This is a genomic window from Massilia sp. Se16.2.3 (assembly GCF_014171595.1).
GTDB lineage: Bacteria > Pseudomonadota > Gammaproteobacteria > Burkholderiales > Burkholderiaceae_D > Telluria.
Genome location: NZ_CP050451.1, coordinates 2,641,886 through 2,668,404, shown reverse-complemented (window position 1 = coordinate 2,668,404; position 26,519 = coordinate 2,641,886). Strand labels below are relative to the sequence as shown.

The window sequence follows — 26,519 nt, the reverse complement described above, 5'->3', positions numbered from 1 at the left end:
CGAGGCACCCTGTGCCCACGGCTCCCTATTTCAAATACCTGTCGAACCACTCCACCGTCCGCTTGCGCTGGTCCAGCTGGTGTTCCGGCTTCCTGATCGCGTGGCCTTCGCCGTCGTAGATCACGAGCGCCGTCGGCGTGCCCATCGCGCGCAGGCCGTGCCAGAATTCCATCGACTGCACCGCCGGCGTCTCGACATCGCGCTCGCCCACGTACAGCAGGGTCGGTGTCTTCGCCTTCCTGATCGATTCGATCGGCGAGGCGGCCCGGTAGATGGCGGGGTCGTCGTACATGGTGGCACCAAAAAAGGGCACCATCCACTGGTCGATGCCGTTCTGGCCGTAGTAGCTGATCCAGTTGGCGATGCCCGCCCCGGCCACGGCGGCCTTGAAGCGGGTGCTGTGGGTGACGCCCCACATGGTCATGAAGCCGCCATAGGAGTGTCCCATCAGGCCGAGGCGGTTGCCGTCGACGGGTGCCGCCTCCAGCACGGCGTCGACCCCGGCGAGGATGTCGCGCCAGTCGCCGCCGCCGAAGTCGCGCCGGTTGGCCATCGTGAAGGCCAGGCCCCGGCCGTAGCTGCCGCGCGGATTGGGCTGGAACACGAAGTAGCCGCGCGCTACCAGGTCGCGCACCAGAGGATTGCCGAACTCGCCCTCGGCAACGAAGCGCGGCATCGCGGCCGATGCCGGGCCGCCGTGCACGAGCACCACCATCGGATGCTTGCTGCCCGCCTTCGGATTGCGGGGCCCGAGCAGCCAGCCCTGGCTGGTGTGTCCTTCGTTCTTCCAGCTGATGCTGCGTGCGGTAACCTGGGGGCGAAGCCGTCATTGTCGTGCGTGACGGGCTTCAACTCCGGCAGGCGGCCTGCCACGATGCGCGGCGCCTGCTCGAAGCTTTCCATCACCGACACGGCAGCTGCGCCGTCGGCGCTGAAGACGATGCGGCCGTCACGCGAGCCGTTCGCCGCCACCGGCCCGGACCACACCGTACGCACGCTGCGCGCGGCCGGGTCGATCGTCACCACGGCCATGTCGCTGCCCTGCAGGCTCGACGCGAGCAGCTGGGTGCCCTTCCACGCCAGGCCGTTGAAGGAACCGGCGTAGCGCGGCGTGACGTCGACTGGCTCGCCGCCGGCCAGCGGCACCGTGAAGATGTCCCCGCCCACCGAGCCGAAGTCGCTCATCAGGCCGCCGACGAACGCGACCGTGCGCCCGTCGGGCGAGACGTGCGGGAGGCTCATCTGCATCTTCGGCGCCGCGACGATGCGCAGCGCGCCGCTGCCCGCGTCGACGTGGCCGAGCGTCGCGACCCACCAGTTGTTGTCGCCATTACCCCGGCGCTGGTGGCGACGAAACCGCGGCCGTCCGGCGTCCAGTCGTATTCGTAGACATAGGTATCGGCGGGCGAGACCAGGCGCAGCGTGCCGCCCGCGGTCGGCACCACCGCGATGCGCTGGGCATCCTCGCTGCTGCCGATCTCGCCGACCAGGCGCGCGCCGGCTTCGACGGCGCCGGTCTGCTTGGTGGCGCCGACCGTGGCCAGCACGGCGATGCTGGCGCCGTCCGGCGACCAGCGCGCCGTGTTGGCCACGCCCTTGACCGCACCCACCGGCACGGTCTTGCCGCCGCGTGCCACCCACAAGGTGGCGACGCCGCCCCGGGCGTCGGAGGCGATGAAGGCCAGCGCGCTGCGGTCGGGCGAGAAGCTGGGGAAATCGTAAGAACAGGTGGCGCAGGGATCGTATTCGGACACGATGCGCCCGCTGGCGGCATCGCGCACCACCACCCGGCCGTGGGCACGCTGGCCGGGCACGCCCGGGTCGACGGCCTCGACTGCGGCAATGCGCTCGCCACCGGCGCTGATGGCGAGCGCGCGGTATTCGCGCATCTGCGCCGCCTGCGCGCCAGGCGCGGCCAATGCCAGCATGGCCAGCGTGACCCCTGCCGCTGTTCTTTGCATTCTCATCTTCTCTCCTCGTGTTCGGCTGCCTCTCGCGGGCCCAGCTCGTGTTTGAACGGCAACGCGCAGTCTACGCGGATTCGCATGCGTCCGCCGCGCAACAAAATTCATGCGGGAAGGGTAATTTTGCTTTGATGCAAGAAATCCGGTGGCGGATAGTTGACGCAGCCCTAGACTTGAACACTCGATCTAGCCAGGAGCCGAGGATGATCTACAAGGATATCGACAACAAGGAACCGGTCGTGGCCATCCTCGAGCGCATGCTGAAGCTGGCGGGACCGGACAAGCAGCCCCTGATCGAGCGGGAGCTGCGCGCGATGCGCGCCGGCATCCGCAGCGAACGGGAAGCGACCTGCCTGCTCGACTCGTGGCTCCGGAACGCCACCCGCACTGCCGTCATCCACGACCTGCGGCTCGACTCGCGCAGCGGCCACGTGGCCCAGATCGACCATGTCCTGATCCACCGTACGCGCCGTTTCTACATCCTCGACACCAAATGCTTCGCGCAGGACGTCAGGATCCTCGATGACGGTAGCTACCTGCGCTGGAACGCGGACGCCAGGCGCTTCGAGCCGGCACCCTCGCCGCTAGCGCAATGCGAACACAATGCCCGGGTCTTGCGACGGGCCCTGGCCCATCTCGGCCTGCAGGACGTCGCGATCGATGCGCTGGTACTGGTGGCGCCGACCGCGCGCATCGAACGCCCGCGCCGCTTCGATACGTCCGCGCTGATGAAGGCCGACGTCTTCCTCGACAGGCTGCACGGCCTGTCCGAAGGCCCGGCGGCGCGCTTGCGCCCATGGGCGGACTGCTGCGCACGGGCCTGTACGATTCCATCGGCGACATCGCCAAGCGCCTCGCCGGGCTGCACCGGCCGTCGACCGCCGACACCATGGCGCGCTTCGGAGTCGGCAGGGGCTCAAGCCGCAGGACGCCACGCGCGCATCGGCTCCCGCCTCGGCGTCTGCCTCGGCAGCTACCGTCCCGCATCCGCCGGTCCATGCCCCGGCCAGCAGCCCGGCCAGCACCCGCGACGCGGTGCGAGCATCGGCCTGACGCGCCCGCCCGGCGCCGTGGAACCTGCGTTCAGCGCGCAGCCGACAGCATGCGCTCGACGTAGCGTGCGATCAGGTCGATCTCGAGATTGACGCGGGCCCCCGCGTGCAGGTGCTTCAGGGTCGTGACCTCGATCGTGTGCGGGATCAGGTTGATCGAGAAGCGGCACACCTTGCCGCCCCCGGCTTCCAGGTCTTCGACCCGGTTGACGGTCAGCGACACGCCGTTCACGACCACCGAGCCCTTGTAGGCCAGGAACTTGGCCAGCTCGTGCGGCGCATCGATGACCAGCTCGCGCGATTCGCCGACGGACTCGAAACTGTGCACCCGCCCGAGGCCATCGACGTGGCCCGAGACCAGGTGTCCGCCCAGGCGCTCGGCCAGGGTCAGCGCCTTTTCCAGGTTGACTTCGCCCGGCGCGTCCAGGCCCACGGTGCGGTTCAGGCTTTCGCGCGAGACGTCGACCGAAAAGGCCGTGTCGGTCCTGGCGACGACGGTCATGCAGGCGCCGTTGATGGCGATCGAGTCGCCCAGCGCGACGTCGGCCAGCGGCAGGCCGCCGGCGTCGATCTCCAGGCGCACGCCGGCGTCCTGGCCGCCCGCCAGTGGCGAGACCGAGTTGATGTTGCCGACGGCGGCGACGATTCCAGTAAACATGCAGCTTGTCCTTTAGGTGTGAATATCGGGTTCAATCCCGGCTGGTGCGGGCGTGTCCAGGCGCGCCAGGATGCGCAGGTCGGCGCCGAGCTGCTTCACCTCGTGAAAACGCAATGCGGTCTTGTCGGCCAGGCGCGCCAGCGGCGCCAGCGCGAACATGCCCTGCCCGGCGCCGATCAGGCTGGGGCCAGGTAGACCAGCAGCTCGTCGACGCAGCCTTCGCGCAACAGGGAGGCGTTCAGCTTCGCGCCGGCTTCCACGTGCACTTCGTTGATTTCGCGCCGGCCCAGTTCCAGCATCAGGGCCGGCAGGTCGACCTTGCCGGCGCCGTTGGCCAGCACGATCACTTCGTGGCCGGCGGCGCGCAGCAGGGCTTCCTTTTTCGGGATATGCGCCCGCCGCCACGATCCAGCAGGGTTCGCCCTGCAGGATGCGCGCGTCCAGCGCAATCTCGAGACGGCTGTCGACGATGACACGGCGCGGCTGGCGCGGGGTATCGATCCCGCGCACGGTGAGCTGCGGGTCGTCCGCCTTGACCGTGCCGATGCCGGTCAGGATGACGCAGGCGCGCGCGCGCCGGGCATGGCCGTCGGCACGGGCATCAGGCCCGGTAATCCACTGGCTTTCGCCGCTCTCGAGGGCGGTAAAACCATCCAGGCTGGCCGCGGTTTTCAGGCGCACCCGGGGGGCGGCCGCGGCGCATGCGCGAGAAAAAAAGCCGATGTTCAGTTCACAGGCGGCATCGGCCAGCAGGCCCGTTGCGGTCTCGATGCCGGCCGCCCGCAGCTGGGCCATGCCGCGCCCGGCAACGAGCGGATTCGGGTCGCCCATGGCAGCCACTACCCGCCCGAGGCCCGCTTCCACCAGCGCCTTCGAGCACGGCGGCGTGCGGCCGTAGTGGCTGCAGGGCTCGAGCGTGACGTACGCCGTGGCACCGCGCACATCGTTGCCGCGCGCGGCAGCGTCGCGCAGTGCCCGGATCTCGGCATGGGCCTGGCCCGCGGGCTGGGTGTGGCCGGCGCCGATGACGACGCCCCCCCTTCACGATGACGCAGCCCACGCGCGGATTCGGCGCGGTGATGTACATGCCCTTCGCCGCCCATTCCGGGGCCAGCGCCATGCCGTCGGTGTCGTTCTCGATCTGCACTCTGTGGTTCTTCAGTTTCGCTCTTCAGCGCGGTTCCCGGGCCGGCGCCGCTCGAGGCGGCGTTCCCTCTCAAGGCGGCGCAGCGGCGCCGTCGCAATTGTCGTCGCGCGCGGGGTTGCACAGGCGCGCCCGTCCCAGCATGTTGATTTTAATACGGCGGATGCCGCCGCCATGAAACAGCGACAGCGTGCCCCAGCGCGCAGCACCGCTGCTCGTCGCGCTGCAACTGCGTCCGGCGCCATTGTAGGCGATGTAGTACGGCGGCGCAGGACTCGTGAGGGCAAACGCCAGCGCCACGCCCGGCGCCAGCGCCCCGTGCACGGCGAGGATATCGTCGCCCGCGCCGGGCACGCCGTTGTCGTCGCGGTCGGCGAAGACGGTCCAGCCCTGCGCCCAGTCGAGCCCGGTCGGGTCGCGCGGCCTCAACGCGATGCGCTCGTTGCGCGCGATCGCCTGGGCGCGCGCAAGGCCGATCGCGTCGAACAGGTCGTTGGAGGCTGCCCGCAGCTGGGTTGACTGCACCGGGGCGCGCAGGTCGGGCAGCGCCACCGCCAGCAGCGTGGCGGCAACCGCCACCACGACCAGCAGTTCGACCAGGGGTGAAGCCTGCCGTAGTGCGCCGCGCCCTCATGGCCAGCAACGCTTGCCCGGGCCGTCCGCGCCCTGCTCGCCGCGGCTGCTGAGCGTCAGGACGCCGCATTCGGCGTCGCGGTAGCGCACGTCGACATTCGGCGTACCGGGACGCGCGCGCAGCAGCACGCAGTCGCGCAGTTCGCTGCCGGGACAGGCCTCGGCGTCGAGCTCGTAGGCGCTGTCAAGCGCGCTGTTGCCGGACCACCAGCGCAGTCCCTCGCGTGGCGCCGCGGCCGAGAAGGCGACGTAGCTGTGGTGCAGCGCGTGATGATGTTCCTGCTGCTGCATCGCGTCGACCAACGCCACCTGGCCCTCGAGCCGGCGTGCCCTGTTCACGTAGCTGGAATAGCTGGGGAAGGCCACCACGGCCAGCAGCGACAGGATCACCAGCACCACCATCAACTCGATCAGGGAAAACCCCCGTCCGGATCCGCGTCGGCAGCCGGATCCGCGCCCATTGGTCCTGCATGTCGTGCCGGGCATCGCGCAATACATCGTGGTGTCTCCTCGTGGTTGTCAGGAAGCGGCCCGGTGCAATTCGGGCCAGTTGGCAATCTCGCGCCAGCCGAGGCGGATGCCAGGCGCCCCGGGCGCTGCGCCCGCAAGCGCTCTGCGGTAATAGACCTGCAGGACGACGACCGTCGCCTCGCCCGTGCCGAAGCCGATCGCGGTGATCCGGTACAGCGCGCCACCGGACGGCGCGGGCAGCAATTCGATGAGGTAGCGCGGCAGGCGCGCCGGCAGCGGCCCGCCCTCGGGCAGTACCCGGCCGCTGAAGCGCCCGTAGTCGACGCCGGCCTCGCCGGTCAGGTCGGCCAGCTGCCAGGCAGGGATTCCCGGGGCAGGTACGGCCTGGCACAGACCCTGCCTTTCCGCCGACCCCGCACAGCGCTCGAGAAAGGCGCCGGCATCGCCCGTGGCGAAGATGGCCGCGCGCGCCGTGCCGGCGCCGGCGCCGCCGTCGATGTCGCGCTCGGCGTCGACCAGGGCGGCGTCGGCCAGCGCATGCGCGACCAGGCGATCGCGCTCGGCGCTGGCGGACTTCGCGGCCGCCAGCGCCGCGCGCGCGCCGGACATGGTCACCGTCAACAGGGCCAGCACCGGGAACAGCACGGTGACGAGGGCTGCGCCGCGCTCGGTGGCGAATGAAGCGGGACGGACCATGGCTGGGGCACCGCCGCACCGACGGCAAACACGGCCGTGAACAGGCGCCGCAGCGGCGCGCGCTTCCCGCCCGCCGGCGGGGGCGGCACCAGCCTGACGCCCGGGTCGGCGCTCCCGAAGGTCTCGGCGTACGCGAGACCGAACATGGCATGGTCCGCGGGGACGACCGCGCCCTGCGCCGGCCGTTCGCCATGCAGCAGCAGCGCCACTTGCACGTTTGTTACCCGCTTCCACCAAGTGCGCCGGGCGAAATCGGCATCGCGTTCGGCCGCCGTGGCGCCGCCTGGCACCAGTGCGGCATCGAGCGCGGCCAGCGCCGTCGCGTTCAGGTAGCGATTCGGCACGCCGTCGCCCGGGACGTCCATGTCGACCCCGTACAGGACCTGGAATCCGTCGACATTGGCCACGATTGCGTCCGCGCTCCAGCTACCCGTGCCGCGGTACTTGCAGCGCAGCTCGGCCACGCCGTCGGCGTTCTTCGCCACATAGAAGATGCTCCAGCCCTCTTCCATCCCATGGACGGCAAAGCCGGCGCAATTGAGTACGCTGCCGTCGCCGTCGGGTGCCTTGCCTGCGCCGGGATAACGCAGGGCCAGCACGTCGCTGCCATTGACCGCCTCGCTCAGCGGGGCACTGATGGCGGCCGTATTCCTGCCCAGCGAGCGGTCGTCCAGCCCGGCAATCGCAGCCGGCGCCGTCGCCGCGGAGGCCGCCGCACCGCTGTGCTCCCAGTCGACAAATGCCGCCTGGCGCACGGCGCGCCCGACCAGCGCCAGCGCGAAACGGCCGCTGTCGTCGACGTCGGCGGCGTCGGCATGCGCGAGGTAGGAGGCCTGGGCGCCCGCCAGCAGGATGCCGGCCGCCAGCAGCACGCCGAGACTGAGCGCCAGCGCCACGAGCAGCTCGGGCAGAGTGAGGCCTGCTTGCCTGCGCCGCGCCCTCATCGCGCCACCACCATCGCGACGACCGGCACCGCTTCGGCAGCCCCGTCCGCGGTTGCGCCGCGGATACGCCAGCCGAGCTTGGCGACGACAGGCGCGCCGGCGCCGCCCGCGCACTCCCAATCCAGTGTGCCCAGCGCGGCATTCCAGGCGCGGCTGTCGCGGCAGACGACGATGCGTCCGCCTGGGAAGGCCGCGCGCAGGGTGCGCGCGGTCTCGTGGAGGTCGAACAGTGCCAGCTGCGCCGGGTCGCAACCGCCGCTGCCATGGCAGTCGGCGGGCGCGGCGGGCGGGTCGCCGCCGGCGGCGTCGTAGTCGAAGGACAGATAGGGGTTGGCGCCATCCGGCAAGGCCATCTGTACCGGGTTGGCACGCATGCGCGCGCCCAGCGACGCGGCAAGCTGGACAGCCTCGGACTCGAGCGCGGCCTGCTGGCGCAGGCGCATCGTGCGTGCCTGGGTGGCGGCCGCACCACGGCCACGCCGACGGCGAGCACGAATAGTGCCACCAGCACCTCGACGAGCGTGAAAGCGCGCTCCCGCTGGAGCCGAAGACTGCCGTGCCGACACCGCTGCAAGGAAACCTCCACAGGCAAGTTGGCGCACCATCGCGCGAGATGTGAAGTTATCAGCGAGCCCCGGTGCGCGCCTGCGTTGGCTCAAGCGTGTGCAGGGCACGCGAAGGCGGCTGAGTGGTCGCTGCGTCGCTCCCTGTGCGGCCCCTCCGCATTGCCCCTGCCGGCCTGCGTACGATGAAATGGACGGGTTTTCGCCCGCTGTTTCGAAGGTGCCGCCAGGCAAGGCGCCGATACAATCCTGGTTTGCCCGCACCATGGCTATGGGAGCGGTGCGTGATGCCGGTACCCGATCCGGCCAACAGGCGCGCTGCAGGTGCCGCTGAATAATCCAATAAAACTGTCGAAGACCATGAAAATTGCTGTTGTCGGTAGCGGCTGGTACGGTTGCCATTTCGCGACCACCTTGAAGATGCTCGGGTACGACGTCACCCTGTTCGAGCAGCACATGGGCGTCTTTCCCGAAGCGTCAGGCAACAACCAGTTCCGCCTGCACCAGGGTTTTCACTACGCGCGCCATCACCGCACCCGGATCCAGACGCGCGACGGTTTCAACCGCTTCATCGAGCGCTATCCCTTCCTGTCCGAGAAAATCGACAGGAATTTCTACGTCATTCCGAAGGAAGACTCGCTCATCGATTTCATGACTTATCGCCAGATCATGATCTCGTCCGGCATCGACTTCCACGAGGTGCGCGCCACGCCCTATGGCCTGGGCGGCAAGGAAGTCGGGGGCATCATCCGCTGCGACGAAAGGGTGATCCTGACCAGCAAGGCGCGCAACTACTTCTGGAGCAAACTGAAGGACTGCGCCGTCTTCGGCACGAAAGTCAGCCTCGATCAAACGACCACCGACGCGCCCTGCATCAATGGCCAGCGTTTCGACTGGCTGATCGACACGACCTGGGGCCATTTGACCAAGCCCCCAGTGGACGTGTTCTACGAGCCGACGATCCTGTTCTATTACCGCACCGAGGCCGATTTCCCCGCCTATACCTTCGTCGACGGCGATCTGTGCTCGCTGTATCCGACCGAAAAGCGGGGCGTGTACACGCTGTCCAGCGTTCCGCATACGCCGCTGGGACGTTTCAGGACGTCCGCCGAGGCGCGCGCCTTCCTGTCCAGTGTTTCGGCAGGCAAACTGGCCGAGCATCGCGAGCGCATGGAGGCGCAGGTGCAAGCCTACCTGCCCTCCTTCGGCAAGGAATTCAGTTACCTCGGACCGCAGCTGGCGATCAAGACCAAACCGGTTGGCGCTTATGACGACCGCAGCTGCTACGTCCACCAGGACCGCCGCGTCATCAGTGTGCTGTCGGGGAAAGTCGACTCGATTTTCTATTCGTTCGAGAAGATCCTGAATATCCTGGGCATCGAGAACGAGCCCGCCTCGTTTGCCGACCCTGCCGAGCAGGCCTATCGCGGCGAGGCAAGCGGATTCTGGCAGCATTACAATCCCGATTACAATTTCGCCTATTGAGGCCCGGCACCGGCCGGGCCGGATTGCAATCGATTGAAGGAGCGGCTGCTGGCATGCATGAGAACGCACTGATTGGCCATACCGGCTTCGTCGGCTCGACCCTGATGGCGCAGGCGGATTTCCCGGCGCTATACCGATCGACGAATATCGACGAGATCCGCGGCCGCAGCTTCGATACGGTGGTCTGCGCCGGAGCACCGGGCGTGAAATGGAAGGCCAACGCTTCGCCCGCGCAAGACAAGGCAGCGATCGACAGCCTGATGCGCTGCCTCGATCAGGTCGCATGCAGGCGTCTCATTCTGATCAGCACCGTCGACGTCTTTGCCGATCCAGTCGGTGTCGATGAAACCTCGCCGGTGATTGACGCCGGCCTGCAGCCCTACGGATTGCACCGCCGTCAGTTGGAGCAATTCGTCGCCGCCCGTTTCCACAACGCGCTCACGGTGCGGCTGCCGGGCCTGGTCGGCGCCGGGTTGCGCAAGAATGTCATTTTCGACCTCAAGCATGGCAACAACCTGGCGCAGATCGACCCGCGCGGCGTGTTCCAGTTCTACCCGATGATGAATTTGTGGAAGGACATCGCCATCGCCAGCGACGCCGGCCTGCGCCTGGTCCACCTGACGGCCGAGCCGATCAGTGTCGAGGAGATCGCGCTGGAAGGTTTTGGTGTGCGCCTGCCTTCGAAGACCGAAGGCGAAGCGGCCCGCTACGATTTTCGTACCCGCCACGCGGCATTGTTCGGTACGAGCGGCGCCTACCAATACGACAAGGCAGCGACCCTGGCCGCCGTGCGCGACTATGCCCGGGGCGCATGAAGCCATGCGCCTGTCCATTTCCAATCTCGCATGGAACCCCGAATACGATGACCGCATTGCTGGCCTGTTGCATGCATTCGCGTTCGATGCCATCGAAATCGCACCCGGAAAATATTTTCCGATCGCCGATGCGAAACAGGAATCCAACACGCAAGGCCTCGATGCCGTTCGCCGCGCGTGGCAGGAATGCGGCATCGATATCGTCGCGATGCAGGCCCTGCTTTTCGGTACGACGGGTCTGAACATGTTCGGCAGCCCGGCCGTGCAGGAAGCGATGCTGAACCACTTGGCCCGCATAGCCGCCATCGGCGGCGCCCTCGGAGCGAAACGCCTGGTATTCGGTTCGCCAAAAAACCGCGACCGCAGCGGCATCGATGACGCGACCACCACCGCGATGGCCATCGATTTCTTCCGCCGCCTCGGCGATATCGCGGCCGCCTCGGGATGCATCGTCTGCCTCGAGGCGAATCCCGCCGCTTACGGCTGCAATTTCATGCTCGGCACGGCGGAAGCGGCGGAGATGGTGCGGGAAACCGCGCATCCGGCGATTCGACTACAGTTCGATATCGGGTCGGTGACGGCCAATGGAGAAGACGCCGCGGATTTGCTGGTGCGTTACCGCGAGCTGATCGGACATGTCCACATCAGCGAGCCGGGATTGCAGCCGCTGGGAAGAAGCGCGGCGGACCATGCTCATCTCGGCGCGCTGCTGCGCCACGCTCTTCCGCCGGACATGACCGTGTCGATCGAAATGCTGACGCCGGCGACCGAGGATCCCGTCGCGGCCGTGCGCAGCGCACTCGGGCTCGCGGTCCGGCATTATCGTCATCCCGGCAGTTGAAGCGCACGCCCCTCCTCAAAGATACCAATAATGAAAATCCTGTTCATCCAGTACGAATTCAACCAGTTTTCCGATTCCGTCTCGCTGGCCTACCACTGTTCGGCAGGTATTCCGGCGGCACTGCGCGATTGCGGCCACGAAGTCGATTGCGTGCTGATGCCGCATACCGCGCGCCTGGAGCTGCTGGCCAGCCGCGAACACTACGATTTCGCGCTGATCGATGTGGTGCATGGCCTGTGCCGCATGGATGCGAACACGCACCAGATTCCGATTCCGCCGCTCTTGACCCTGAAACAGCGCGGTATTCCGATTGCCGGCATCGCCATCGAAACGCTGTTCCACGACCATGGCGAAAACGCCGACGTCATGCCCCAGCATCGCCTGCGCGCCATCATGCAGACGATGCTGTGGCTGGACGCCTTTATCGCTTTCGATCGCCATGACGCCGATGTGCTGCGGTCGATGGGCGTGCGCGCGCTGTGGTCGCCATTTACCTCCTCGGATCCGTCGCCGGGGCTGGAGGTGAACGTGTCGAATGAACTGGCTTTCGTCGGCAGCATGTATGCCAAGCGCCAGCGTTTCCTGCGCCAGGCCGGACTGGCCGGCCAGATCACGGCGGGACGCATCACCTATCCGGACGCCTTCACCGAGGTGCACCAGGACATCCTGGCGCTGGCCACCGCGAACGATCCGCTGCAGGCGGAGGACTTGTTCGAGCATTACCGGCAGCTGAAGCACGCCGCCTTTGCCCACTACACCCAAGTGCTGAAGCACCTGCCGCTGATCGTGAACCTGCCCTCGATTTTCCGGGGACTCGCCTGCCGCACGGTCGAATCGCTGTGGCTGGGCCGCGTCGTCGTGAGCCCACGGCCGCGCCATCCGGAAGAATGCCGCCTGCAGGACAGCGTGCCGCACATCCTGTACCAGTATGACGAGACGGAGCCGGCCACGTTCGCCGAGGCGATCGAAGCCGCCCGCCGCAGCCGCGTCACACCGCAGCAACTGGACGAGGTAGCGGCTTTTCTCCGTGGCTCGGCCTTCGACCCGCTGGCCCAGGCCGCGAACATCGCCGATTTTGTCTCGCGCGCGCGGGATGCGGACGCGATCGAAGCGTCCTACTTTGCGCGCACGCGTTAGCGAAGCCTGCATCGGGCCCGTGCGTGACGCGTACGGGCTTGTTTATTTGTGGGTATGGCCGACTTCGGCCAGGGCCTGCTGGAACTCGGCCAGGTCCTTGAAGTCCTTGTAGACGGAAGCGAAGCGGATGTAGGCGATTTCGTCCAGCCGCTTGAGTTCCTGCATGACGAGCTCGCCGACATAGCCGGTGTCGACCTCGCGCCGGCCGCTGGTGAGCAGCTTTTCCTCGATCGAGGCGACGGCGCCGTCGATGGCCTCGGCCGATACCGGGCGCTTGCGCAAGGCAAGCATCAGGCTGCCGCGCAGCTTGCTCGATGAAAATTCGGTACGGCTACCGTTCTTCTTGACGATGATCGGCATCGACAGTTCGATGCGCTCGTAGGTGGTGAAGCGCTTGTCGCATTGCACGCAGCGGCGCCGGCGCCGGATGGCGTCGCCCTCCTCGGATACACGCGTATCGAGGACCTGGGTATCTTCATGCTGGCAGAACGGACATTTCATGGTGCAATCATAAACGAAAAAGGAAGGGTAGCCCGGGATGCCGGACTACCGTTCCTTTGCGGTCTTGCCGTCGCCGGGGCGACGTCCCGGTTTATCGGGCGTAGACCGGGTACTTGTCGGTCAGGACCTTGACTTCGGCCTTGACGCGCTCGATGGTGGCGGCGTCGTGCGGGTTGTCGAGCACGTCGGCGATCAGGTGGCCTACCTTGGTCGCGTCTTCTTCCTTGAAGCCGCGGGTGGTGAAGGCCGGGCTGCCCAGGCGAATGCCCGAGGTCACGAACGGCTTTTGCGGGTCGTTCGGGATGCCGTTCTTGTTGCAGGTCATGTGGGCCTGGCCAAGGATGGCTTCGGCTTCCTTGCCGGTGAGGCCCTTGGCGCGCAGGTCGACCAGCATCACGTGCGACTCGGTACGTCCCGACACGATGCGCAGGCCGCGCGCGATCAGCGCTTCCGCCAGGGCTTTCGCGTTCTTCACGACCTGCTGCTGGTAGGCCTTGAATTCAGGCGACAGCGCTTCCTTGAAAGCCACGGCCTTGCCGGCGATGACGTGCATCAGCGGACCGCCCTGGATGCCCGGGAAGATCGCCGAATTGATCTGCTTCTCGTACTCGGCCTTCATGAGGATGATGCCGCCGCGCGGGCCGCGCAGCGACTTGTGCGTCGTGGACGTGACGAAGTCGGCGTAGGGCACCGGGTTAGGGTATTCACCCGCGGCGACCAGGCCGGCGTAGTGGGCCATGTCGACCATGAAATAGGCGCCGACTTCCCTGGCGACCCTGGCGAAGCGCTCGAAGTCGATGCGCAGCGCGAATGCCGAGGCGCCAGCGATGATCATCTTCGGCTTGTGCTCGCGGGCCAAAGCTTCCATTTGTTCGTAGTCGATGTCTTCCTGCTCGGTCAGGCCGTAGGAAATGACGTTGAACCATTTACCCGACATGTTCAACGCCATGCCGTGGGTCAGGTGGCCGCCTTCGGCCAGCGACATGCCCATGATGGTATCGCCGGGTTTCAGCATGGCGAAGAACACGCCCTGGTTCGCCTGCGAACCCGAGTTCGCCTGCACGTTTGCCGCTTCGGCGCCAAAGAGCTCCTTGACGCGGTCGATCGCCAGCTGCTCGGCTACGTCGACGTATTCGCAGCCGCCGTAGTAGCGCTTGCCTGGATAGCCTTCGGCATACTTGTTCGTCAGCTGCGAGCCCTGCGCTTCCATGACGGCTGGCGAGGTGTAGTTCTCCGAAGCGATCAGCTCGATGTGGTCTTGCTGGCGGGTGTTTTCCTTCTGAATGGCATCCCACAGTTCCGGGTCAATCTTGGCCAGCGTGTGATCTTTTGCAAACATGTACAAAACTCCAATCGATAAGAGAACCGGGCAACGGCAGTGTTGGATCGGCGTGGGCCAGCAGCATGGTCAATGAAGCGGACAGTCGCGCAGCAACACAGTCCCATTGTCGGCTGCCCAGGCGAACGGCGGTGAAGTCTCACGTTCCCCGGTGGATATCCACCTTGCCACGGCATCAAGGACACCGAGGTTTTCGCCAGTTACGTGAGACGCAAATGGACTCGGGATTGTATGTGAACTGACCGGCGAGGGCAAGGAACCTCCCATGCGGCCCTCCCAAGCGGGGGACCGGGCCGGCTGCTACCAGTATATCGGCTACAATCTTGTTGCTTCTGCCACCGAGGAACTCACATGATCGTTTTCATCACCGGCGCTTCCGCCGGTTTCGGCGCCGAGATGGCGCGCACTTTCGTCCGCAACGGCCACCAGGTGGTGATGGCGGCCCGCCGCAAGGACAGGCTGGCGGCGCTGGCGGCGGAGCTGGGCGAATCGGCGCTGCCGGTCGAGATGGACGTGACCAGCAAGGCCTCGATCGAGGAAGCCCTTGCTCTGTTGCCGCAATCCTGGCGCCAGATCGATGTCCTGATCAACAACGCCGGCCTGGCCCTGGGCACGGCACCGGCACAGGACGCATCGCTGGATGACTGGGAAACCATGATCGCCACAAATTGCCAAGGGCTGGTGACGATGACGCGCGCCCTGCTGCCGGCGATGGTCGAGCGCGGCAGCGGCCTGGTGATCAACCTCGGCTCGGTAGCGGGGGCCTACCCTTACCCGGGCGGCAACGTGTATGGCGCCACCAAGGCTTTTGTGGACCAGTTCACCCTCAACCTGCGCGCCGACCTGGTCGGCACCGGCGTGCGCGCCACCAACCTGGCGCCGGGCCTCTGTGGCGGTACGGAGTTTTCGAACGTGCGCTTCAAGGGCGACGATGCGGCCGCGGCCAAGGTCTATGAAGGCACGACGCCGCTGACGGCCAGCGACATCGCCGAGACCGCCTACTGGATCGCCACCCTGCCGCCGCATGTGAATGTCAACAGTATCGAGCTGATGCCGACTTGCCAGGGATTTTCGCCGTTCACTATCAAGCGGACGTCAGTGTAGGGTGGACGGCTCTGCCATCCACGCGTCCAAGCACAACCGGCACACGGCTGGTGGCACGATGTGCACGTTACCGTTGAACGCGTGGACGGGAAACCCGTCCACCCTACGAGCGCTGCTGCACATGCGTGCGCCCAAGCTTCGATAATTGTGAGAAAGTGTTACAGTTATTGTCCTGACAGCATTGTCTCCCGTCTACTACGCGCGCCGACTTGCATGCATCTCGGGTATGGTTGCCTGTCCCAACCATGTTCGCTGGCGAACATTGGCGGCGATAGCGTAAAATGTTTCCTTTTATCATTTTTGGCAATCTGACATGCCTTCCGTTTTCACCTGGACAGTACGTGTCTACTACGAGGATACCGACGCCGGTGGCATCGTGTTCTATGCGAACTACCTGAAGTTCTTCGAGCGTGCGCGCACCGAGTGGCTGCGCGCTGCGGGCATTGGCCAGCAGGAATTGCTCGAGCGCTCGGGTGCCGCTTTCGTGGTCAAGAACGCGAACATCGATTACCACGCCCCTGCCCGCCTGGACGACGAAATCCGGTTGACGCTGGAAGTGGACAAGCTCGGCCCCGCCTCGGTGCGGTTTGCCCAGAAGGCCTGGCGCGGCGAGCATTTGCTGGCCGCGGCCAGCGTCAAGGTCGGCTGCGTCGACCTCGCCACGGTACGCCCGCGCTCGCTCCCCGAGGATGTCGCTGATAAAATGCGTGCCGCTTGAATCAATAAAAGTATTCAACCAACAATATTGCTTTCCCTGCTCACCCGATGACACCGACCCACGACCTTTCCTTCCTTGCCCTCATCAGCAACGCGCACATCCTCGTGCAGCTCATCATGCTGCTCCTGCTCCTGCTGTCGGTGGTGAGCTGGTCGTACATCTTCCGCAAACTGTTCGCCATCCGCGCCGCGCGCCGCCTGACGGAACAGTTCGAGCGCAGCTTCTGGGCCGGCGGCAACCTGCATACCCTGCACCAGTCCGCTTCCGCCCAGCGCGAACAGAGCGGCCCGCTGGCACGCATCTTCGAAGCCGGCATGGGTGAATTCATCAAGGGCAAGCAGGCGTCGCGCGATGCGCTCGACATGGGCGCCGTGCTCGACGGCTCGCGCCGTGCGATGCGCGCGGCCTTCCAGCGCGAACTCGACGGCCTCGACCTGCACCTGAACTTCCTGGCCTCGGTCGGCTCGGTCTCGCCCTACATCGGCCTGCTGGGCACGGTCTGGGGCATCATGAACGCCTTCCGCGGTCTCGCCAGCGTGCAGCAGGCAACGCTGGCGGTGGTCGCGCCCGGCATTGCCGAAGCCCTGATCGCCACCGCGATCGGCCTGTTCGCCGCGATTCCGGCCGTCGTCGCCTACAACCGCTTCACCCACGACATCGACCGCCTCGCGATCCGCTTCGAGAGCTTCGTCGAGGAATTCTCCAACATCCTGCAGCGCCAGTCGCGCTGAGCGCCGGAGCATTCGACATGGCTTTTTCCAGCAGCATGCGCGGTGGACGCCGCAGCAAACTGAAATCCGAAATCAACGTCGTCCCGTACATCGACGTGATGCTGGTGCTGCTCATCATCTTCATGGCGGTGCCGGCCAACGAAACGCCGAACGTGGTCAACCTGCCGCAGGCGGAAAAATCGTCGCTGCCGCCGGACACCTATATCCAGGTGACGGTCAAGCCCGAGGGTGGCATGACGATCGGCGTCGGCGGCAAGGAAAGCGCGCCGACGGTAGCGGTGCCGGACCGCTCCGCCCTGCTCGCACGCCTGCGCGAGCTGCATGAAGACCATCCGGATTATCCGGTGCTGATCGCCGGCGATCGCGAGAGCAAGTACGCCGACGTCATCGAACTGATTTCGGCCGCCAAGAAAATGGGAATCAACCGCGTCGGCCTCGCGACGAAATAAACAGCATGTCCGCAATGAAGCCAGCCACCCCAGGCGCCCCCTACACGGTGCCTCCCGAACCGAACCGCATGCCGGCCATCCTGCTGGCGGTGGGCGTGCACGCCGTGCTGCTCGCTTTTCTCTGGTTCGGCATCAGCTGGCAGAACAAGGAGCCGATCGCGGTCGAGGCCGAGGTCTGGGACATGAAGGTCGAAACGGCTGCCGCCCCACCCCTGCCGACGCCGCCGCAACCCGAACCGGAACCCGAGCCGGCGCCGCAGCCGAAGCCGGTGCCGCCGCCTCCGAAAGCGGTCGAGCCGGAGCCGGTGAAGCCGAGCCAGGCGGAGATCAAGCTTGAGCGCGAGAAGAAGCTGGCTGAACTGAAGAAGCAGCGCGAGATCGACCAGAAGGAGCGCGACATCGCTCGTCAAAAAGAGATCGCCGAACAGAAGAAAAGGGACGCGGCCGACAAGAAAGATGCGGAACGGAAAATAGCCGAGAAAAAGGAAGCGGATAAGAAAGCCGACGAAGACAAGAAGAAAACTGCCGCCGCAGAGAAAGCCGCCAAGCTCAAGGCCGACAAGGCCGACCAGGCCAAGCTCGACAAGATGCGCGCCGACGACCTCAAGCGCATGATGGGCGCAATCGGCAGCACCGGCAGCGCCGAGAAGTCGAGCGGACCGAAAGGCGACCCGAGCTACCAGGCCGCGATTGCCGCGAAAGTGAAGAGCAACACGAACTTCACCGGCAGCACCGATGTGCCGGGTAACCCGAAAGCCGTCTTCAAGGTCGACCAGCTGCCGACCGGCGAAATCCTGTCGGTACGCCTGACCAAGAGCAGCGGCATACCGCAGTTCGACGACGCGGTGGAGCGCGGCATTAACAAATCGTCACCACTTCCAAAAAGGAAAGATGGTACGGTGGAGCGCACTGTGGTGGTCGGCTTCTCCATGAAAGACCTGGAATGACCGCACTGAACAATCTTTGCCGAGAGAACGCATGAAAAAACTGCATACCTTTTTATTTACCGCCACCCTCCTGATCGGGTCGACGGCCCAGGCCCAGCTGCAGGTGGAAATCGCCGGCGTAGGCAGCAACCAGATTCCGGTGGCCGTTGCCGCCTTTGCCGACGAAGCCATGGCGCCGGACCAGATCTCGGCCATCGTCCGCAACGACCTCGAGCGCAGCGGCGTCTTCAAGGTCATCAATGCCGGCCAGGTCATCAGCGATAGCGCCAGCGTCGATGCGGCGGCCTGGAAGTCGCGCGGCGCCGACGCCCTGGTGGTGGGCAGCGTGCAAAAGCAGCCGGACGGCCGTTTTGCCGTTCGTTACAAGCTCTACGACACCGTCAAGGGCAGCCAGATTTCGACCCTGGGCGGCGAAGTGCAGCCGAAATACACGCGCCTGCAGGCCCACCGCATCGCCGACGATGTCTATGAAAAACTGACCGGCACACGCGGCATCTTCTCGACCCGCATCGCCTACGTGAAGGAAAACCGCGCCGGACGCAGCTACGCGCTGGCGGTGGCCGATGCCGACGGCGAGAACGAGATCGTGGCCGTGCACGGACGCGAGCCCATCATTTCGCCGTCCTGGTCGCCGGACGGCGGCCGCGTCGCCTATGTGTCCTTCGAGGACCGCAAACCCGTCATCTACATGCAGGACCTCGTCACCGGCAAGCGCCGCGTGATCGCCAACGAAAAAGGCAGCAACTCGGCACCGAGCTGGTCGCCGGACGGCAGCAAGCTGGCGATTGCCCTGTCGAAGTCGGGCAGCTACCAGGTCTACATCGTCAACGCCGACGGCAGCGGCCTGCGCCGCCTGACCACCGGCAACGGCATCGACACCGAGCCGCAATTCTCGGCCGATGGCCAGACCATCTATTTCACCAGCGACCGCAGTGGCGGCCCGCAGATCTACAAGATGCCTGTTTCGGGCGGCAATGCGACCCGCGTCACTTTCAACGGCAACTACAACATCAGCCCGCGCGTATCTCCAGACGGCAAGACCCTGGCCTGGATTTCGCAGCGCGACGGCGGCTTCTCCCTCTTTGCGAAGGACCTCGCCAGCGGCCAGGAACTGCGCCTGGCCGATGGCGCCACCGAACCGAGTTTCTCGCCTAACGGCAAGTACATCATGTATGCGAACAAAGGTGGCGGGCGCGTCTCGCTGGCCGTCGTATCGGTGGACGGTCGGGTCAAGCAGCGCTTGAGCACCAAAGCGGGAAATATTCGGGAGCCCAGCTGGGGTCCCTTCATGAAGTAAAGAAGCAAAAGAAGTACATCACCAACCAAGACCAGGAGAAAAAACCATGCGCAACGTTAAGAGTGTAGCTTTCATCATCGCCGCAGCCGCCCTGATGGCAGCCTGCAAATCGCCAACCCCAGTCGCCGAGACCCCGGTCGTCGAGCGTACGCCGGAAGCGGCCCCAGCCGCCGAGCCGCGCGACATCCGTCCGGTGGAAACCGCGACCGTCGATCCGCTGAACGATCCGAAAGGCGTGCTGGCCAACCGCAGCGTCTACTTCGACTTCGACAGCTACGTCGTGCGTGAAGACGGCAAGCCAGTGGTCGCGAACCACTCGAACTACCTGAACCAGAACAAAGGCCGCAAGGTCCTGATCCAGGGTAACACCGACGAGCGCGGCGGTACCGAATACAACCTGGCCCTGGGCCAGAAGCGCGCCGAAGCCGTGCGCCGTTCGATGGCAGCGCTGGGCGTGGCCGAGAACCAGATGGAAGCCGTGTCGCTGGGCGAAGAAAAGCCGAAGGCAACCGGTTCGGGCGAATCGGCCTGGGCTGAAAACCGCCGCGCCGACATCGTCTACCAGTAATCCGGCCAGATAGCAGCCTGCCGTGCCTGACGGGCTTCCAGGGCAAGGCGCATCGTCGAAGACAGTACGCGAGTACGGCGAGACGAATGCAACGCCGCCATGGGAGCCTGTCAGGCGCGGCTGATTGACAGCGGGGCGGGGGCAGTGCAGACTGCAACCGCCCCGTTTTTCATTGCAACATTCGGATCGCAACATGCCGCGAGCTGCGGCCATGCACCCCGGGCCTCCCCGTTTCGACTTCCGACTGGTTTAGAAAGAACACGACATGATCAAACTGTCCCCGTCCCGCCTTGCCGCCATGCTGCTGGCCTTCGTGCTGCCGCTGCAGGCCTCCGCCGGCCTGCTCGACGACGATGAAGCCCGCCGCGCCATCCTCGACCTGCGTGCCAAGGTCGACAACATCACACGCGACCTGACGACGCGCCTCGATGCCAAGTCCGACAAGACGGTCACGCTCGACATCCTGAACCAGCACGAACAGACCATGGCCGAGATCGCCAAGCTGCGCGGCCAGATCGAAGTGCTGGCCAATGAAGTGGCCAAGGCGCAGAACAGCCAGCGTACCCTGTATGCCGACCTTGACGCGCGCATCAAGAAACTCGAGCCACGCCAGGAAAATATCGACGGCCAGACCGCCGAAGTGCTGCCTTCGGAAAAGCAGGCCTACGACAGCGCCATGGAAATCTTGAAGACACAGGACTACAAGCGCGCAGCAAGCGCCCTGCAGGATTTCGTGAAGCGTTATCCGGAATCGGCGTACGCCCCGAATGCGCAATACTGGCTGGGCAATGCCTACTACGCGCTGGGCGACTACAAGAACGCGATCCTCGCCCAGGAAGTCGTGACCACCGCTTACGGGAGCAGCCCCAAGGCACCGGACGCCATGCTCAACATCGCTACCAGCTACGCCCAGCTGAAGGAAAAGGCCAAGGCCAAGAAGGCGCTGCAGGCCCTGGTGTCGAAGTTCCCGAGTTCGCAGGCTGCGCAGGCGGCGAAGGACCGGCTGGCGGCGCTGAAGTAAGTGCTGCTGGATGCCTTGACCGGATGAAATAAGACTGCACAGCAACATTCTGGTGCTGCACGTTTGACAGCACGACGGCGCGCCCCTATAATCTTGCTTCTTTCGGGTCGTTAGCTCAGCTGGTAGAGCAGCGGACTTTTAATCCGTTGGTCGCAGGTTCGAATCCCGCACGGCCTACCAAGTTTCAACGAAAACGCCAACCTTCGGGTTGGCGTTTTTGTTTTCGCTCCCTTCCTTGCGGTTGCGCCTCGCGTTTCCTACGAACGCCGTCCTTGATCCGCGTGACCTGGCATGTGTGCAGAGAAATTCGATGCATACGCGAAGTATTGTTGACCCCTCCCCTGTCCAACCCTCGTAAGCACCCGATGTGAACCTTTCGATGGAGGACAGCCATGCGTGCACTGCTTTGCCTCGCCTTCGTTTCCACCACCGTTCTTGCTTCTCCCTCGATCAGCCGTGGCGATGCCAGCGAGCTGAAATTCGACATCGCCGGAGAGTACCTGCTCGACAACGGACGCAAGATCCGCATGCGGCTGGTTGACGACGAGCTCTATCTCGACCTGAACCGGTATCGGCGGCACAAGTTGCTGCCGGTGACGGACCGGACGCTTGCTTCGCGCGACGGCAAGTTGACGGTCGAGTATTTGCCGGACGGGCCCGCCGAACGCATCCACATTCGGTATGTTGGCTTGCCTGACGAACGGCTCGGCGAAAGCAGCTGGTTAGGCCGGTAGGACCCCGGGCAGCCGTCGGCGCGGATCAGGCACGCCTTCCGCGCACCCGCCGACGCCAGCCCAGCATGACGCCCCCGCCCAGCAACAGACTCCACGCTGCCGGTTCCGGAACGGCCGCGACAAGGTCCAGGCGCACGGCGTGGCAGGCGCCAGCGCGGCAGGCGGTGCCGACGATCTGGCCAAGGTCGTTGATGGCGGTGGCGTCCGACACTACCCAGCTTGACGCGGGATCGATCAGGGTGTTCAGGTCGAGCAGGCTACCGTTCTCGTAGAGGAAGGCGCGCGTTGCGAGGCCGTCGCCATACCAGCCCACGACCTGGCTCAGGTTGTTGATGCCGTTGGCATAGCTGTAGTCGCTGCCGGTCAATGCGCCGAGATCGTAGGTGGTACCGGCATCCCAGAGGAAGGCGCCGCGCGGATAGAGCTCGCCGCCGCGGGGTGCGTAGCCGGCATAGCCGACCACCTGGTCGAGGTCGTTGACCGCCATGGCTTCGCTCCACGGTCCGTTGAAAGGCCCGAGGTCGCTCATGCCGCCGTCGCGGTAGAGGAAGGGCGTCAAAGGCCAGTTGGGCGCTCCGCCGATATCGGTGCCGCCGGCAATGTGGCCGAGGTTATTGACGGCATTGGCCTGGCTGCGGATGCCGTACAGGGTGCCGAGGTCGGTGGAAACGCCATCGCGGTAGCTGTAGGCATGGCGCACGAAACCCTCTTCCTCGTCTTCGTATTCGGCCATGCCGACGACGGTGCCGTCGTTGTTGATGCCACGTACCGTGGTGACACCCCAGCCGGTGATCCAGGTCATGGCACCGCCGCTGTAGAGAAAACCGTTGCCGCCCGATTCGCCGGCAATCTGGCCGCTGTCGTTGATGCCGCGCCCGGCGCCGCTACCCAGGGTCGTGAACAGCCCATCCGCGTACAGCCAGGCATTACCGCCCTCTTCGCCGACCACCTGGCCGGCGGCATTGATGTCCCATGCGAGACTGCCGGCGCCGGCCAGCACGGTGACGGTATAGCGCGGTACGGCGGCCGCCAGCAGGGGCATGGCCAGCAAGGCAGCGCCGGCAAGGCGCAGGAATGCAACAGGACGCATGACATCTCCTCGGAATGATCGGTCGAGCTCCCAGCGTAAGCGCGACAGTACGGCACGCGTCTGCGCAAACGCAGCAGAACCGAAGATCGACTTTTCTCAAGGCAGTGTTTGCGTAAAGGAAAAAGAAAAAGGGGCGACACCGTCGCCCCCTTCCTCCCTTCCGTTCGGGCCGCTACCCTCGCAGGCGCGGCGCGCTGACCTACGTTGCCGTCAGAACTCTTCCCAGCCGTCGCCCGCAGTCGCGGTAGCTTTCGGCGCGGACGCGGCGCGGGCAAGCTTGCTGACGGCCTTGGCCGACGCGGGCTTGCCCAGGCGGACAGGCGCAGCCGTCCTGGCCACCGGGGCGGCGAGCGTCTGCCGGGCCGGCGCCGAAAGCGGCGCCGAGCCTTCGATGCGGAAGGCGCCGACCGTGCGCGCCAGGATCGTCGCTTCCTGCTGCAGCGACTGGGCCGCTGCCGATGCCTCTTCGACCAGGGCGGCGTTCTGCTGGGTGGCCTGGTCCATCTGCGCGATGGCCGAGTTCACCTGTTCGATGCCGGCGTTCTGTTCCTGGCTGGCCGCGCTGATCTCGGCCATGATGTCGGTCACGCGGCCGACACTGTGCACGATCTCGTTCATCGTCGCGCCGGCCTGGTCGACCAGGGCCGCGCCATGGTGCACCTTCTCGACCGAGTCGTCGATGAGCAGCTTGATTTCCTTGGCCGCTGCGGCGCTGCGCTGGGCCAGGTTGCGCACTTCACCGGCCACGACCGCGAAACCGCGGCCCTGCTCGCCGGCACGCGCCGCTTCCACAGCGGCATTGAGCGCCAGGATGTTGGTCTGGAAGGCAATGCCGTCAATGACGGAGATGATCTCGACGATCTTGTTGGCCGGGGAGTTGATTGCACCCATGGTCTCGACCACCTGCGCCACCACGGCGCCGCCCTTGCCCGCCACCGTCGAGGCCGAGCCGGCCAGCACGTTGGCCTGGCGGGCGTTGTCGGCATTCTGCTTGACGGTCGAGGTCAGTTCTTCCATCGACGAGGCTGTTTCCTCGAGCGAACCGGCCTGCTGCTCGGTGCGCGAAGACAGGTCGAGGTTGCCATCGGCGATCTCGCTCGAGGCGGTGGCGATCGTGTCGGTACCGGCACGCACCCGGGTCACGATCTCGACGAGGGAATCGTTCATGTCCTTCAGGGCCGCCATCAGGCGGCCGGTCTCGTCGTTCGAGCGCACCTCGATCTTCTGGGTCAGGTCGCCCTGGGCGACGGCGCCGGCAATCTTCACCGCCTCTTCCAGCGGACGCACGATGGCGCGCACCATGCGCCAGCCGAGCACGGCCGCGATGACCAGGCCCAGCGCCAGGCCGGTAACGCAGACGAGACGCACGATTTTCACGATCTCCTGCGAGCGCTGGTAGTCGGCGCGGGCGACCTCGACCTGGATCTGCACCAGCGCATCGATGTCCTTGCCCATCGGGACGGCAAGGGCGTGCATGGGGCCGTTCATCAGTTCGGTGGCACGGGCGATGTCGCCGGCGCGCAGGGCCGTCACGATCGGCTGCAGGGCACCGTTGACGAAGGCGGCACGCGAAGCGGTGAACTTTTCGGCGGCACGCTTTTCGTTGGCGTCCATCCTGGTCGCGGCGTATTCGGTCCAGCTCTTCGTCACGATGGCGGTGTTGGCTGCCATCTGGTCGACGATCTCTCCGACGGCTGCGCCCGGCTGGGTTGCCTTGCCGATCAGGACCTGGTTGCGCAACATGGCACGCTCGACGTCGCCAAGCTGGGCCAGCGCCTTGAGCCGATCCGTGTACATCGACTCGAGTGCGCCGTTGGCCTTTTCCAGGTTGAGGATACCGATCGCGAATCCCGCAATCAGTTCGATGGCAAGGAAGCCGATGACAAAGATCAGCCGGGTCTTGATAGTGAGGGTCTTGAACATTGAGGTGCGCTGGGGCGAGTGGGTGTTGGTCGACAGTGCGACGGGACGCTGCGTTGAATTATAGAAATATCCCCATCCATAAGGAAACAATCCCGGAAAAACCCTGCTGGTTTTGCGGGTTTTGTCGCTACACGGCAACGTTCCTTTACTCCCCTGACAAGCTACTTGGCAAAAGGCTCACGCACCGCTTCCTGCGGCCGGGTTCGTTTGCCTATAGAATGCTGCGTTTAAATTTCTGCAACATTCGTTTGCCACGGAAGGCGTTCCATGACCTTGCCCCTGATCCTGAACCTGGCCGTCGCGCTGGCCGTTTGCGCCCTGCTCTACGGCATGCAGGCCCGCCATGTCTCCTTCACGCGCCGCGTATTCACCGGTCTCGGGCTGGGAGTGCTGCTCGGCGCGGCCCTGCAAGCGCTCTACGGTGCGGCGTCGAACGAAGTGGCCGCCACCAATGCCTGGCTCGACGTCGCCGGCAGCGGCTACGTCAAGCTGCTGCAGATGATCGTGGTGCCGCTGATCATGGTGTCGATCATTGGCGCCATCATCAAGCTGCGCGACGCCGCCTCGCTGGGCAAGATCAGCGTGCTGACGATCGGGATCCTGATCGCCACTACCGCCCTGGCCGCCGTGCTCGGCATCCTGATGGCCAAGCTCTACGGCTTGTCTGCGGTCGGGCTGACGGCATCCGCGGCCGAAGTCGCCCGCGGCGAATACCTGCAGGGCTCGCTGTCGACGGCAAAGGAGATTTCACTGCCGTCGATGCTGCTGTCGTTCATCCCGGCCAATCCCTTCCTCGACATGACGGGCGCGCGCAAGACCTCGACCATCGCGGTGGTGTTCTTCTCGGTCTTCATCGGCATCGCCGCCACCGGCATCGCGGGCAAGAAGCCGGCTGAATTTGCCTCGTTCAGCCATTTCGTGCAGGTCGCCCATGCGATCGTGATGCGCATGGTGACCCTGGTACTGCGCCTGACCCCGTACGGCGTGTTCGCGCTGATGGCGAAAGTCGTCGCCGGCTCGAGCCTGCAGGACATCCTGAACCTGCTCGGCTTCGTGATGGCCTCGTACAGCGCCATCATCCTGATGTTCTGCGTGCACCTGGTGCTGGTCGGCGTCAGCGGCCTGAATCCGGCACGCTACCTGAAAAAAATCTTCCCGGTGCTGGCCTTCGCCTTCACCTCGCGCACCAGCGCCGGTGCGATCCCGATGAGCGTGGCAACGCAGACGACGCGCCTCGGTACGCCCGAAGGCATCGCCAACTTCGCCGCCTCCTTCGGCGCCACCATCGGCCAGAATGGCTGCGCCGGCATCTACCCGGCGATGCTGGCGGTGATGATCGCCCCGACGGTGGGCATCGATCCCTGGAACGCCGGCTTCCTGCTGCCCCTGCTAGCGATCGTCGTGTTCGGTTCGATCGGCGTGGCCGGGGTCGGCGGCGGCGCCACTTTTGCTGCGCTGATCGTACTGTCGGCGCTTGACCTGCCGGTGGCACTGGCCGGACTCCTGATCTCGATCGAGCCGCTGATCGACATGGGCCGCACCGCGCTCAATGTCAGCGGCTCCATCACGGCCGGCACAATCACGGCGCGCGTCCTCGGCGCCACCGACATGGCGGTGTTTAATAGCGACGCGGAAACCAATCTGGACGGGGAAGAACAAGCCGCCTGAACGCCTGCCGGCTGCGATTGTTTGCG

Annotated in this window: 28 protein-coding genes, 1 tRNA gene, 1 pseudogene and 1 riboswitch; of the genes and pseudogenes, 16 read left to right on the top strand and 14 right to left on the bottom strand. The window is 65.5% G+C overall.

The genetic code is table 11. From position 1 onward, the window contains the following. Nucleotides 1–25: 25 nt before the first annotated feature. Genes G4G31_RS24570 through G4G31_RS24560 form a run of 3 tightly spaced genes read right to left on the bottom strand, consistent with a single transcriptional unit; the run spans nt 26 to nt 1,967 of the window. Nucleotides 26–715, bottom strand: a complete 690-nt coding sequence (locus tag G4G31_RS24570; RefSeq protein ID WP_202033740.1) for a S9 family peptidase — start codon at nt 713–715, stop codon at nt 26–28. Next, nucleotides 619–1,242 (bottom strand): hypothetical protein, encoded by a 624-nt coding sequence (locus tag G4G31_RS24565; RefSeq protein WP_202033738.1) that lies wholly within the window; start codon nt 1,240–1,242, stop codon nt 619–621. The genes G4G31_RS24570 and G4G31_RS24565 overlap by 97 nt, the downstream gene beginning before the upstream one ends. Then, nucleotides 1,239–1,967: a hypothetical protein gene (locus G4G31_RS24560; protein WP_202033737.1), complete on the bottom strand. Its 729-nt coding sequence runs from the start codon at nt 1,965–1,967 to the stop codon at nt 1,239–1,241. Before G4G31_RS24560 ends, G4G31_RS24565 begins: the two co-directional genes overlap by 4 nt. A gap of 200 nt (nt 1,968–2,167) precedes the next feature. On the opposite strand from G4G31_RS24560, the gene G4G31_RS12170 reads away from it, so the two are divergent. Beyond that, the gene (locus G4G31_RS12170) at nt 2,168–3,109 is read left to right on the top strand and encodes a nuclease-related domain-containing protein (RefSeq protein ID WP_182991619.1); all 942 of its coding nucleotides are present in this window, start codon (nt 2,168–2,170) and stop codon (nt 3,107–3,109) included. Here G4G31_RS12170 and G4G31_RS12165 read toward each other — a convergent pair. The 7 genes and pseudogenes from G4G31_RS12165 to G4G31_RS12135 form a co-directional block, all read right to left on the bottom strand. Next, nucleotides 3,048–3,674, bottom strand: a complete 627-nt coding sequence (locus tag G4G31_RS12165) for a riboflavin synthase (protein WP_182991618.1) — start codon at nt 3,672–3,674, stop codon at nt 3,048–3,050. The two genes, G4G31_RS12170 and G4G31_RS12165, sit on opposite strands and share 62 nt — an antisense overlap. A gap of 12 nt (nt 3,675–3,686) precedes the next feature. Continuing rightward, a pseudogene (gene ribD / locus G4G31_RS12160) lies at nt 3,687–4,794 on the bottom strand (bifunctional diaminohydroxyphosphoribosylaminopyrimidine deaminase/5-amino-6-(5-phosphoribosylamino)uracil reductase RibD). 96 nt (nt 4,795–4,890) lie between these two features. Beyond that, nucleotides 4,891–5,400 carry a GspH/FimT family protein gene (locus G4G31_RS12155; protein WP_229425562.1) on the bottom strand — a complete coding sequence of 170 codons (510 nt, stop codon included), beginning with the start codon at nt 5,398–5,400 and terminating at the stop codon, nt 4,891–4,893. Between the two features lie 48 nt (nt 5,401–5,448). Continuing rightward, nucleotides 5,449–5,853 (bottom strand): type IV pilin protein, encoded by a 405-nt coding sequence (locus G4G31_RS12150; protein WP_229425561.1) that lies wholly within the window; start codon nt 5,851–5,853, stop codon nt 5,449–5,451. Between the two features lie 117 nt (nt 5,854–5,970). Next, the gene (locus G4G31_RS12145) at nt 5,971–6,618 is read right to left on the bottom strand and encodes a pilus assembly protein (RefSeq protein WP_182991617.1); all 648 of its coding nucleotides are present in this window, start codon (nt 6,616–6,618) and stop codon (nt 5,971–5,973) included. Further along, entirely contained in the window at nt 6,540–7,514 is a 975-nt protein-coding gene (locus G4G31_RS12140) for a PilW family protein (protein WP_229425560.1), read from the bottom strand. The genes G4G31_RS12145 and G4G31_RS12140 overlap by 79 nt, the downstream gene beginning before the upstream one ends. A gap of 44 nt (nt 7,515–7,558) precedes the next feature. After that, complete coding sequence (locus G4G31_RS12135; RefSeq protein WP_229425559.1) at nt 7,559–8,005, bottom strand: type IV pilus modification protein PilV; 447 nt, start codon at nt 8,003–8,005, stop codon at nt 7,559–7,561. Between the two features lie 480 nt (nt 8,006–8,485). Here G4G31_RS12135 and G4G31_RS12130 point away from each other — a divergent pair, with 480 nt between their 5' ends. From G4G31_RS12130 to G4G31_RS12115, 4 genes are read left to right on the top strand one after another with little or no spacing between them, the layout of a single operon-like run. Next, the gene (locus tag G4G31_RS12130) at nt 8,486–9,610 is read left to right on the top strand and encodes an NAD(P)-binding protein (protein WP_182991615.1); all 1,125 of its coding nucleotides are present in this window, start codon (nt 8,486–8,488) and stop codon (nt 9,608–9,610) included. Nucleotides 9,611–9,663: 53 nt separating this feature from the next. Next, entirely contained in the window at nt 9,664–10,425 is a 762-nt protein-coding gene (locus G4G31_RS12125) for a pyridine nucleotide transhydrogenase (RefSeq protein WP_182991614.1), read from the top strand. A gap of 4 nt (nt 10,426–10,429) precedes the next feature. Further along, nucleotides 10,430–11,266: a sugar phosphate isomerase/epimerase gene (locus G4G31_RS12120; RefSeq protein ID WP_182991613.1), complete on the top strand. Its 837-nt coding sequence runs from the start codon at nt 10,430–10,432 to the stop codon at nt 11,264–11,266. Between the two features lie 30 nt (nt 11,267–11,296). Continuing rightward, nucleotides 11,297–12,403: a hypothetical protein gene (locus tag G4G31_RS12115; RefSeq protein WP_182991612.1), complete on the top strand. Its 1,107-nt coding sequence runs from the start codon at nt 11,297–11,299 to the stop codon at nt 12,401–12,403. 42 nt (nt 12,404–12,445) lie between these two features. Here G4G31_RS12115 and nrdR read toward each other — a convergent pair whose 3' ends face one another. Both nrdR and glyA read right to left on the bottom strand, forming a co-directional pair. Further along, complete coding sequence (gene nrdR / locus G4G31_RS12110) at nt 12,446–12,904, bottom strand: transcriptional regulator NrdR (protein ID WP_182991611.1); 459 nt, start codon at nt 12,902–12,904, stop codon at nt 12,446–12,448. A gap of 91 nt (nt 12,905–12,995) precedes the next feature. After that, complete coding sequence (glyA, locus tag G4G31_RS12105) at nt 12,996–14,243, bottom strand: serine hydroxymethyltransferase (RefSeq protein ID WP_182991610.1); 1,248 nt, start codon at nt 14,241–14,243, stop codon at nt 12,996–12,998. 108 nt (nt 14,244–14,351) lie between these two features. Next, a riboswitch (ZMP/ZTP riboswitch) is annotated at nt 14,352–14,457 on the bottom strand. Between the two features lie 137 nt (nt 14,458–14,594). Here glyA and G4G31_RS12100 point away from each other — a divergent pair. The 10 genes from G4G31_RS12100 (at nt 14,595) to G4G31_RS12055 (ending at nt 21,812) form a co-directional block, all read left to right on the top strand. Beyond that, nucleotides 14,595–15,347 (top strand): SDR family oxidoreductase, encoded by a 753-nt coding sequence (locus tag G4G31_RS12100; protein WP_182991609.1) that lies wholly within the window; start codon nt 14,595–14,597, stop codon nt 15,345–15,347. A 313-nt stretch (nt 15,348–15,660) separates the two neighbouring features. Beyond that, nucleotides 15,661–16,065, top strand: a complete 405-nt coding sequence (gene ybgC, locus G4G31_RS12095; protein WP_182991608.1) for a tol-pal system-associated acyl-CoA thioesterase — start codon at nt 15,661–15,663, stop codon at nt 16,063–16,065. A 47-nt stretch (nt 16,066–16,112) separates the two neighbouring features. Next, nucleotides 16,113–16,796, top strand: coding sequence for a protein TolQ (gene tolQ / locus G4G31_RS12090; protein WP_182991607.1), 684 nt, complete (start codon nt 16,113–16,115; stop codon nt 16,794–16,796). A 17-nt stretch (nt 16,797–16,813) separates the two neighbouring features. After that, nucleotides 16,814–17,245 carry a biopolymer transporter ExbD gene (locus G4G31_RS12085; RefSeq protein WP_182991606.1) on the top strand — a complete coding sequence of 144 codons (432 nt, stop codon included), beginning with the start codon at nt 16,814–16,816 and terminating at the stop codon, nt 17,243–17,245. 5 nt (nt 17,246–17,250) lie between these two features. Then, entirely contained in the window at nt 17,251–18,192 is a 942-nt protein-coding gene (tolA, locus tag G4G31_RS12080; protein WP_308601978.1) for a cell envelope integrity protein TolA, read from the top strand. Between the two features lie 31 nt (nt 18,193–18,223). Next, the gene (gene tolB, locus G4G31_RS12075; RefSeq protein WP_182991605.1) at nt 18,224–19,489 is read left to right on the top strand and encodes a Tol-Pal system beta propeller repeat protein TolB; all 1,266 of its coding nucleotides are present in this window, start codon (nt 18,224–18,226) and stop codon (nt 19,487–19,489) included. Between the two features lie 46 nt (nt 19,490–19,535). Next, nucleotides 19,536–20,057 (top strand): peptidoglycan-associated lipoprotein Pal, encoded by a 522-nt coding sequence (pal, locus tag G4G31_RS12070; protein WP_182991604.1) that lies wholly within the window; start codon nt 19,536–19,538, stop codon nt 20,055–20,057. 265 nt (nt 20,058–20,322) lie between these two features. Beyond that, nucleotides 20,323–21,078, top strand: coding sequence for a tol-pal system protein YbgF (gene ybgF, locus G4G31_RS12065; protein WP_182991603.1), 756 nt, complete (start codon nt 20,323–20,325; stop codon nt 21,076–21,078). A gap of 104 nt (nt 21,079–21,182) precedes the next feature. Continuing rightward, a tRNA-Lys gene (locus G4G31_RS12060) sits at nt 21,183–21,258 on the top strand. A 212-nt stretch (nt 21,259–21,470) separates the two neighbouring features. Further along, entirely contained in the window at nt 21,471–21,812 is a 342-nt protein-coding gene (locus tag G4G31_RS12055; RefSeq protein ID WP_182991602.1) for a hypothetical protein, read from the top strand. 25 nt (nt 21,813–21,837) lie between these two features. On the opposite strand, the gene G4G31_RS12050 is transcribed toward G4G31_RS12055, so the two are convergent. Both G4G31_RS12050 and G4G31_RS12045 read right to left on the bottom strand, forming a co-directional pair. After that, entirely contained in the window at nt 21,838–22,902 is a 1,065-nt protein-coding gene (locus G4G31_RS12050) for a PEP-CTERM sorting domain-containing protein (protein ID WP_182991601.1), read from the bottom strand. A gap of 210 nt (nt 22,903–23,112) precedes the next feature. Continuing rightward, nucleotides 23,113–24,825: a methyl-accepting chemotaxis protein gene (locus G4G31_RS12045; RefSeq protein ID WP_182991600.1), complete on the bottom strand. Its 1,713-nt coding sequence runs from the start codon at nt 24,823–24,825 to the stop codon at nt 23,113–23,115. A gap of 267 nt (nt 24,826–25,092) precedes the next feature. On the opposite strand from G4G31_RS12045, the gene G4G31_RS12040 reads away from it, so the two are divergent. Continuing rightward, complete coding sequence (locus G4G31_RS12040; protein WP_182991599.1) at nt 25,093–26,493, top strand: L-cystine transporter; 1,401 nt, start codon at nt 25,093–25,095, stop codon at nt 26,491–26,493. Nucleotides 26,494–26,519 lie beyond the last annotated feature (26 nt).

Coding starts and splice junctions, on each gene's coding strand:
- G4G31_RS24565 (WP_202033738.1), bottom strand. CDS start 1,242: ATGAGCCTCCCGCACGTCTCGCCCGACGGGCGCACGGTCGCGTTCGTC.
- G4G31_RS24560 (WP_202033737.1), bottom strand. CDS start 1,967: ATGAGAATGCAAAGAACAGCGGCAGGGGTCACGCTGGCCATGCTGGCA.
- G4G31_RS12055 (WP_182991602.1), top strand. CDS start 21,471: ATGCGTGCACTGCTTTGCCTCGCCTTCGTTTCCACCACCGTTCTTGCT.
- G4G31_RS12100 (WP_182991609.1), top strand. CDS start 14,595: ATGATCGTTTTCATCACCGGCGCTTCCGCCGGTTTCGGCGCCGAGATG.
- nrdR (WP_182991611.1), bottom strand. CDS start 12,904: ATGAAATGTCCGTTCTGCCAGCATGAAGATACCCAGGTCCTCGATACG.
- pal (WP_182991604.1), top strand. CDS start 19,536: ATGCGCAACGTTAAGAGTGTAGCTTTCATCATCGCCGCAGCCGCCCTG.
- G4G31_RS12130 (WP_182991615.1), top strand. CDS start 8,486: ATGAAAATTGCTGTTGTCGGTAGCGGCTGGTACGGTTGCCATTTCGCG.
- G4G31_RS12050 (WP_182991601.1), bottom strand. CDS start 22,902: ATGCGTCCTGTTGCATTCCTGCGCCTTGCCGGCGCTGCCTTGCTGGCC.
- tolQ (WP_182991607.1), top strand. CDS start 16,113: ATGACACCGACCCACGACCTTTCCTTCCTTGCCCTCATCAGCAACGCG.
- G4G31_RS12045 (WP_182991600.1), bottom strand. CDS start 24,825: ATGTTCAAGACCCTCACTATCAAGACCCGGCTGATCTTTGTCATCGGC.
- G4G31_RS12150 (WP_229425561.1), bottom strand. CDS start 5,853: ATGGTGGTGCTGGTGATCCTGTCGCTGCTGGCCGTGGTGGCCTTCCCC.
- G4G31_RS12125 (WP_182991614.1), top strand. CDS start 9,664: ATGCATGAGAACGCACTGATTGGCCATACCGGCTTCGTCGGCTCGACC.
- G4G31_RS12135 (WP_229425559.1), bottom strand. CDS start 8,005: ATGCGCCTGCGCCAGCAGGCCGCGCTCGAGTCCGAGGCTGTCCAGCTT.
- G4G31_RS12145 (WP_182991617.1), bottom strand. CDS start 6,618: ATGGTCCGTCCCGCTTCATTCGCCACCGAGCGCGGCGCAGCCCTCGTC.
- G4G31_RS12120 (WP_182991613.1), top strand. CDS start 10,430: ATGCGCCTGTCCATTTCCAATCTCGCATGGAACCCCGAATACGATGAC.
- G4G31_RS12040 (WP_182991599.1), top strand. CDS start 25,093: ATGACCTTGCCCCTGATCCTGAACCTGGCCGTCGCGCTGGCCGTTTGC.
- glyA (WP_182991610.1), bottom strand. CDS start 14,243: ATGTTTGCAAAAGATCACACGCTGGCCAAGATTGACCCGGAACTGTGG.
- G4G31_RS12165 (WP_182991618.1), bottom strand. CDS start 3,674: ATGTTTACTGGAATCGTCGCCGCCGTCGGCAACATCAACTCGGTCTCG.
- tolA (WP_308601978.1), top strand. CDS start 17,251: ATGTCCGCAATGAAGCCAGCCACCCCAGGCGCCCCCTACACGGTGCCT.
- ybgF (WP_182991603.1), top strand. CDS start 20,323: ATGATCAAACTGTCCCCGTCCCGCCTTGCCGCCATGCTGCTGGCCTTC.
- G4G31_RS24570 (WP_202033740.1), bottom strand. CDS start 715: ATGGTGGTGCTCGTGCACGGCGGCCCGGCATCGGCCGCGATGCCGCGC.
- G4G31_RS12085 (WP_182991606.1), top strand. CDS start 16,814: ATGGCTTTTTCCAGCAGCATGCGCGGTGGACGCCGCAGCAAACTGAAA.
- ybgC (WP_182991608.1), top strand. CDS start 15,661: ATGCCTTCCGTTTTCACCTGGACAGTACGTGTCTACTACGAGGATACC.
- G4G31_RS12115 (WP_182991612.1), top strand. CDS start 11,297: ATGAAAATCCTGTTCATCCAGTACGAATTCAACCAGTTTTCCGATTCC.
- tolB (WP_182991605.1), top strand. CDS start 18,224: ATGAAAAAACTGCATACCTTTTTATTTACCGCCACCCTCCTGATCGGG.
- G4G31_RS12170 (WP_182991619.1), top strand. CDS start 2,168: ATGATCTACAAGGATATCGACAACAAGGAACCGGTCGTGGCCATCCTC.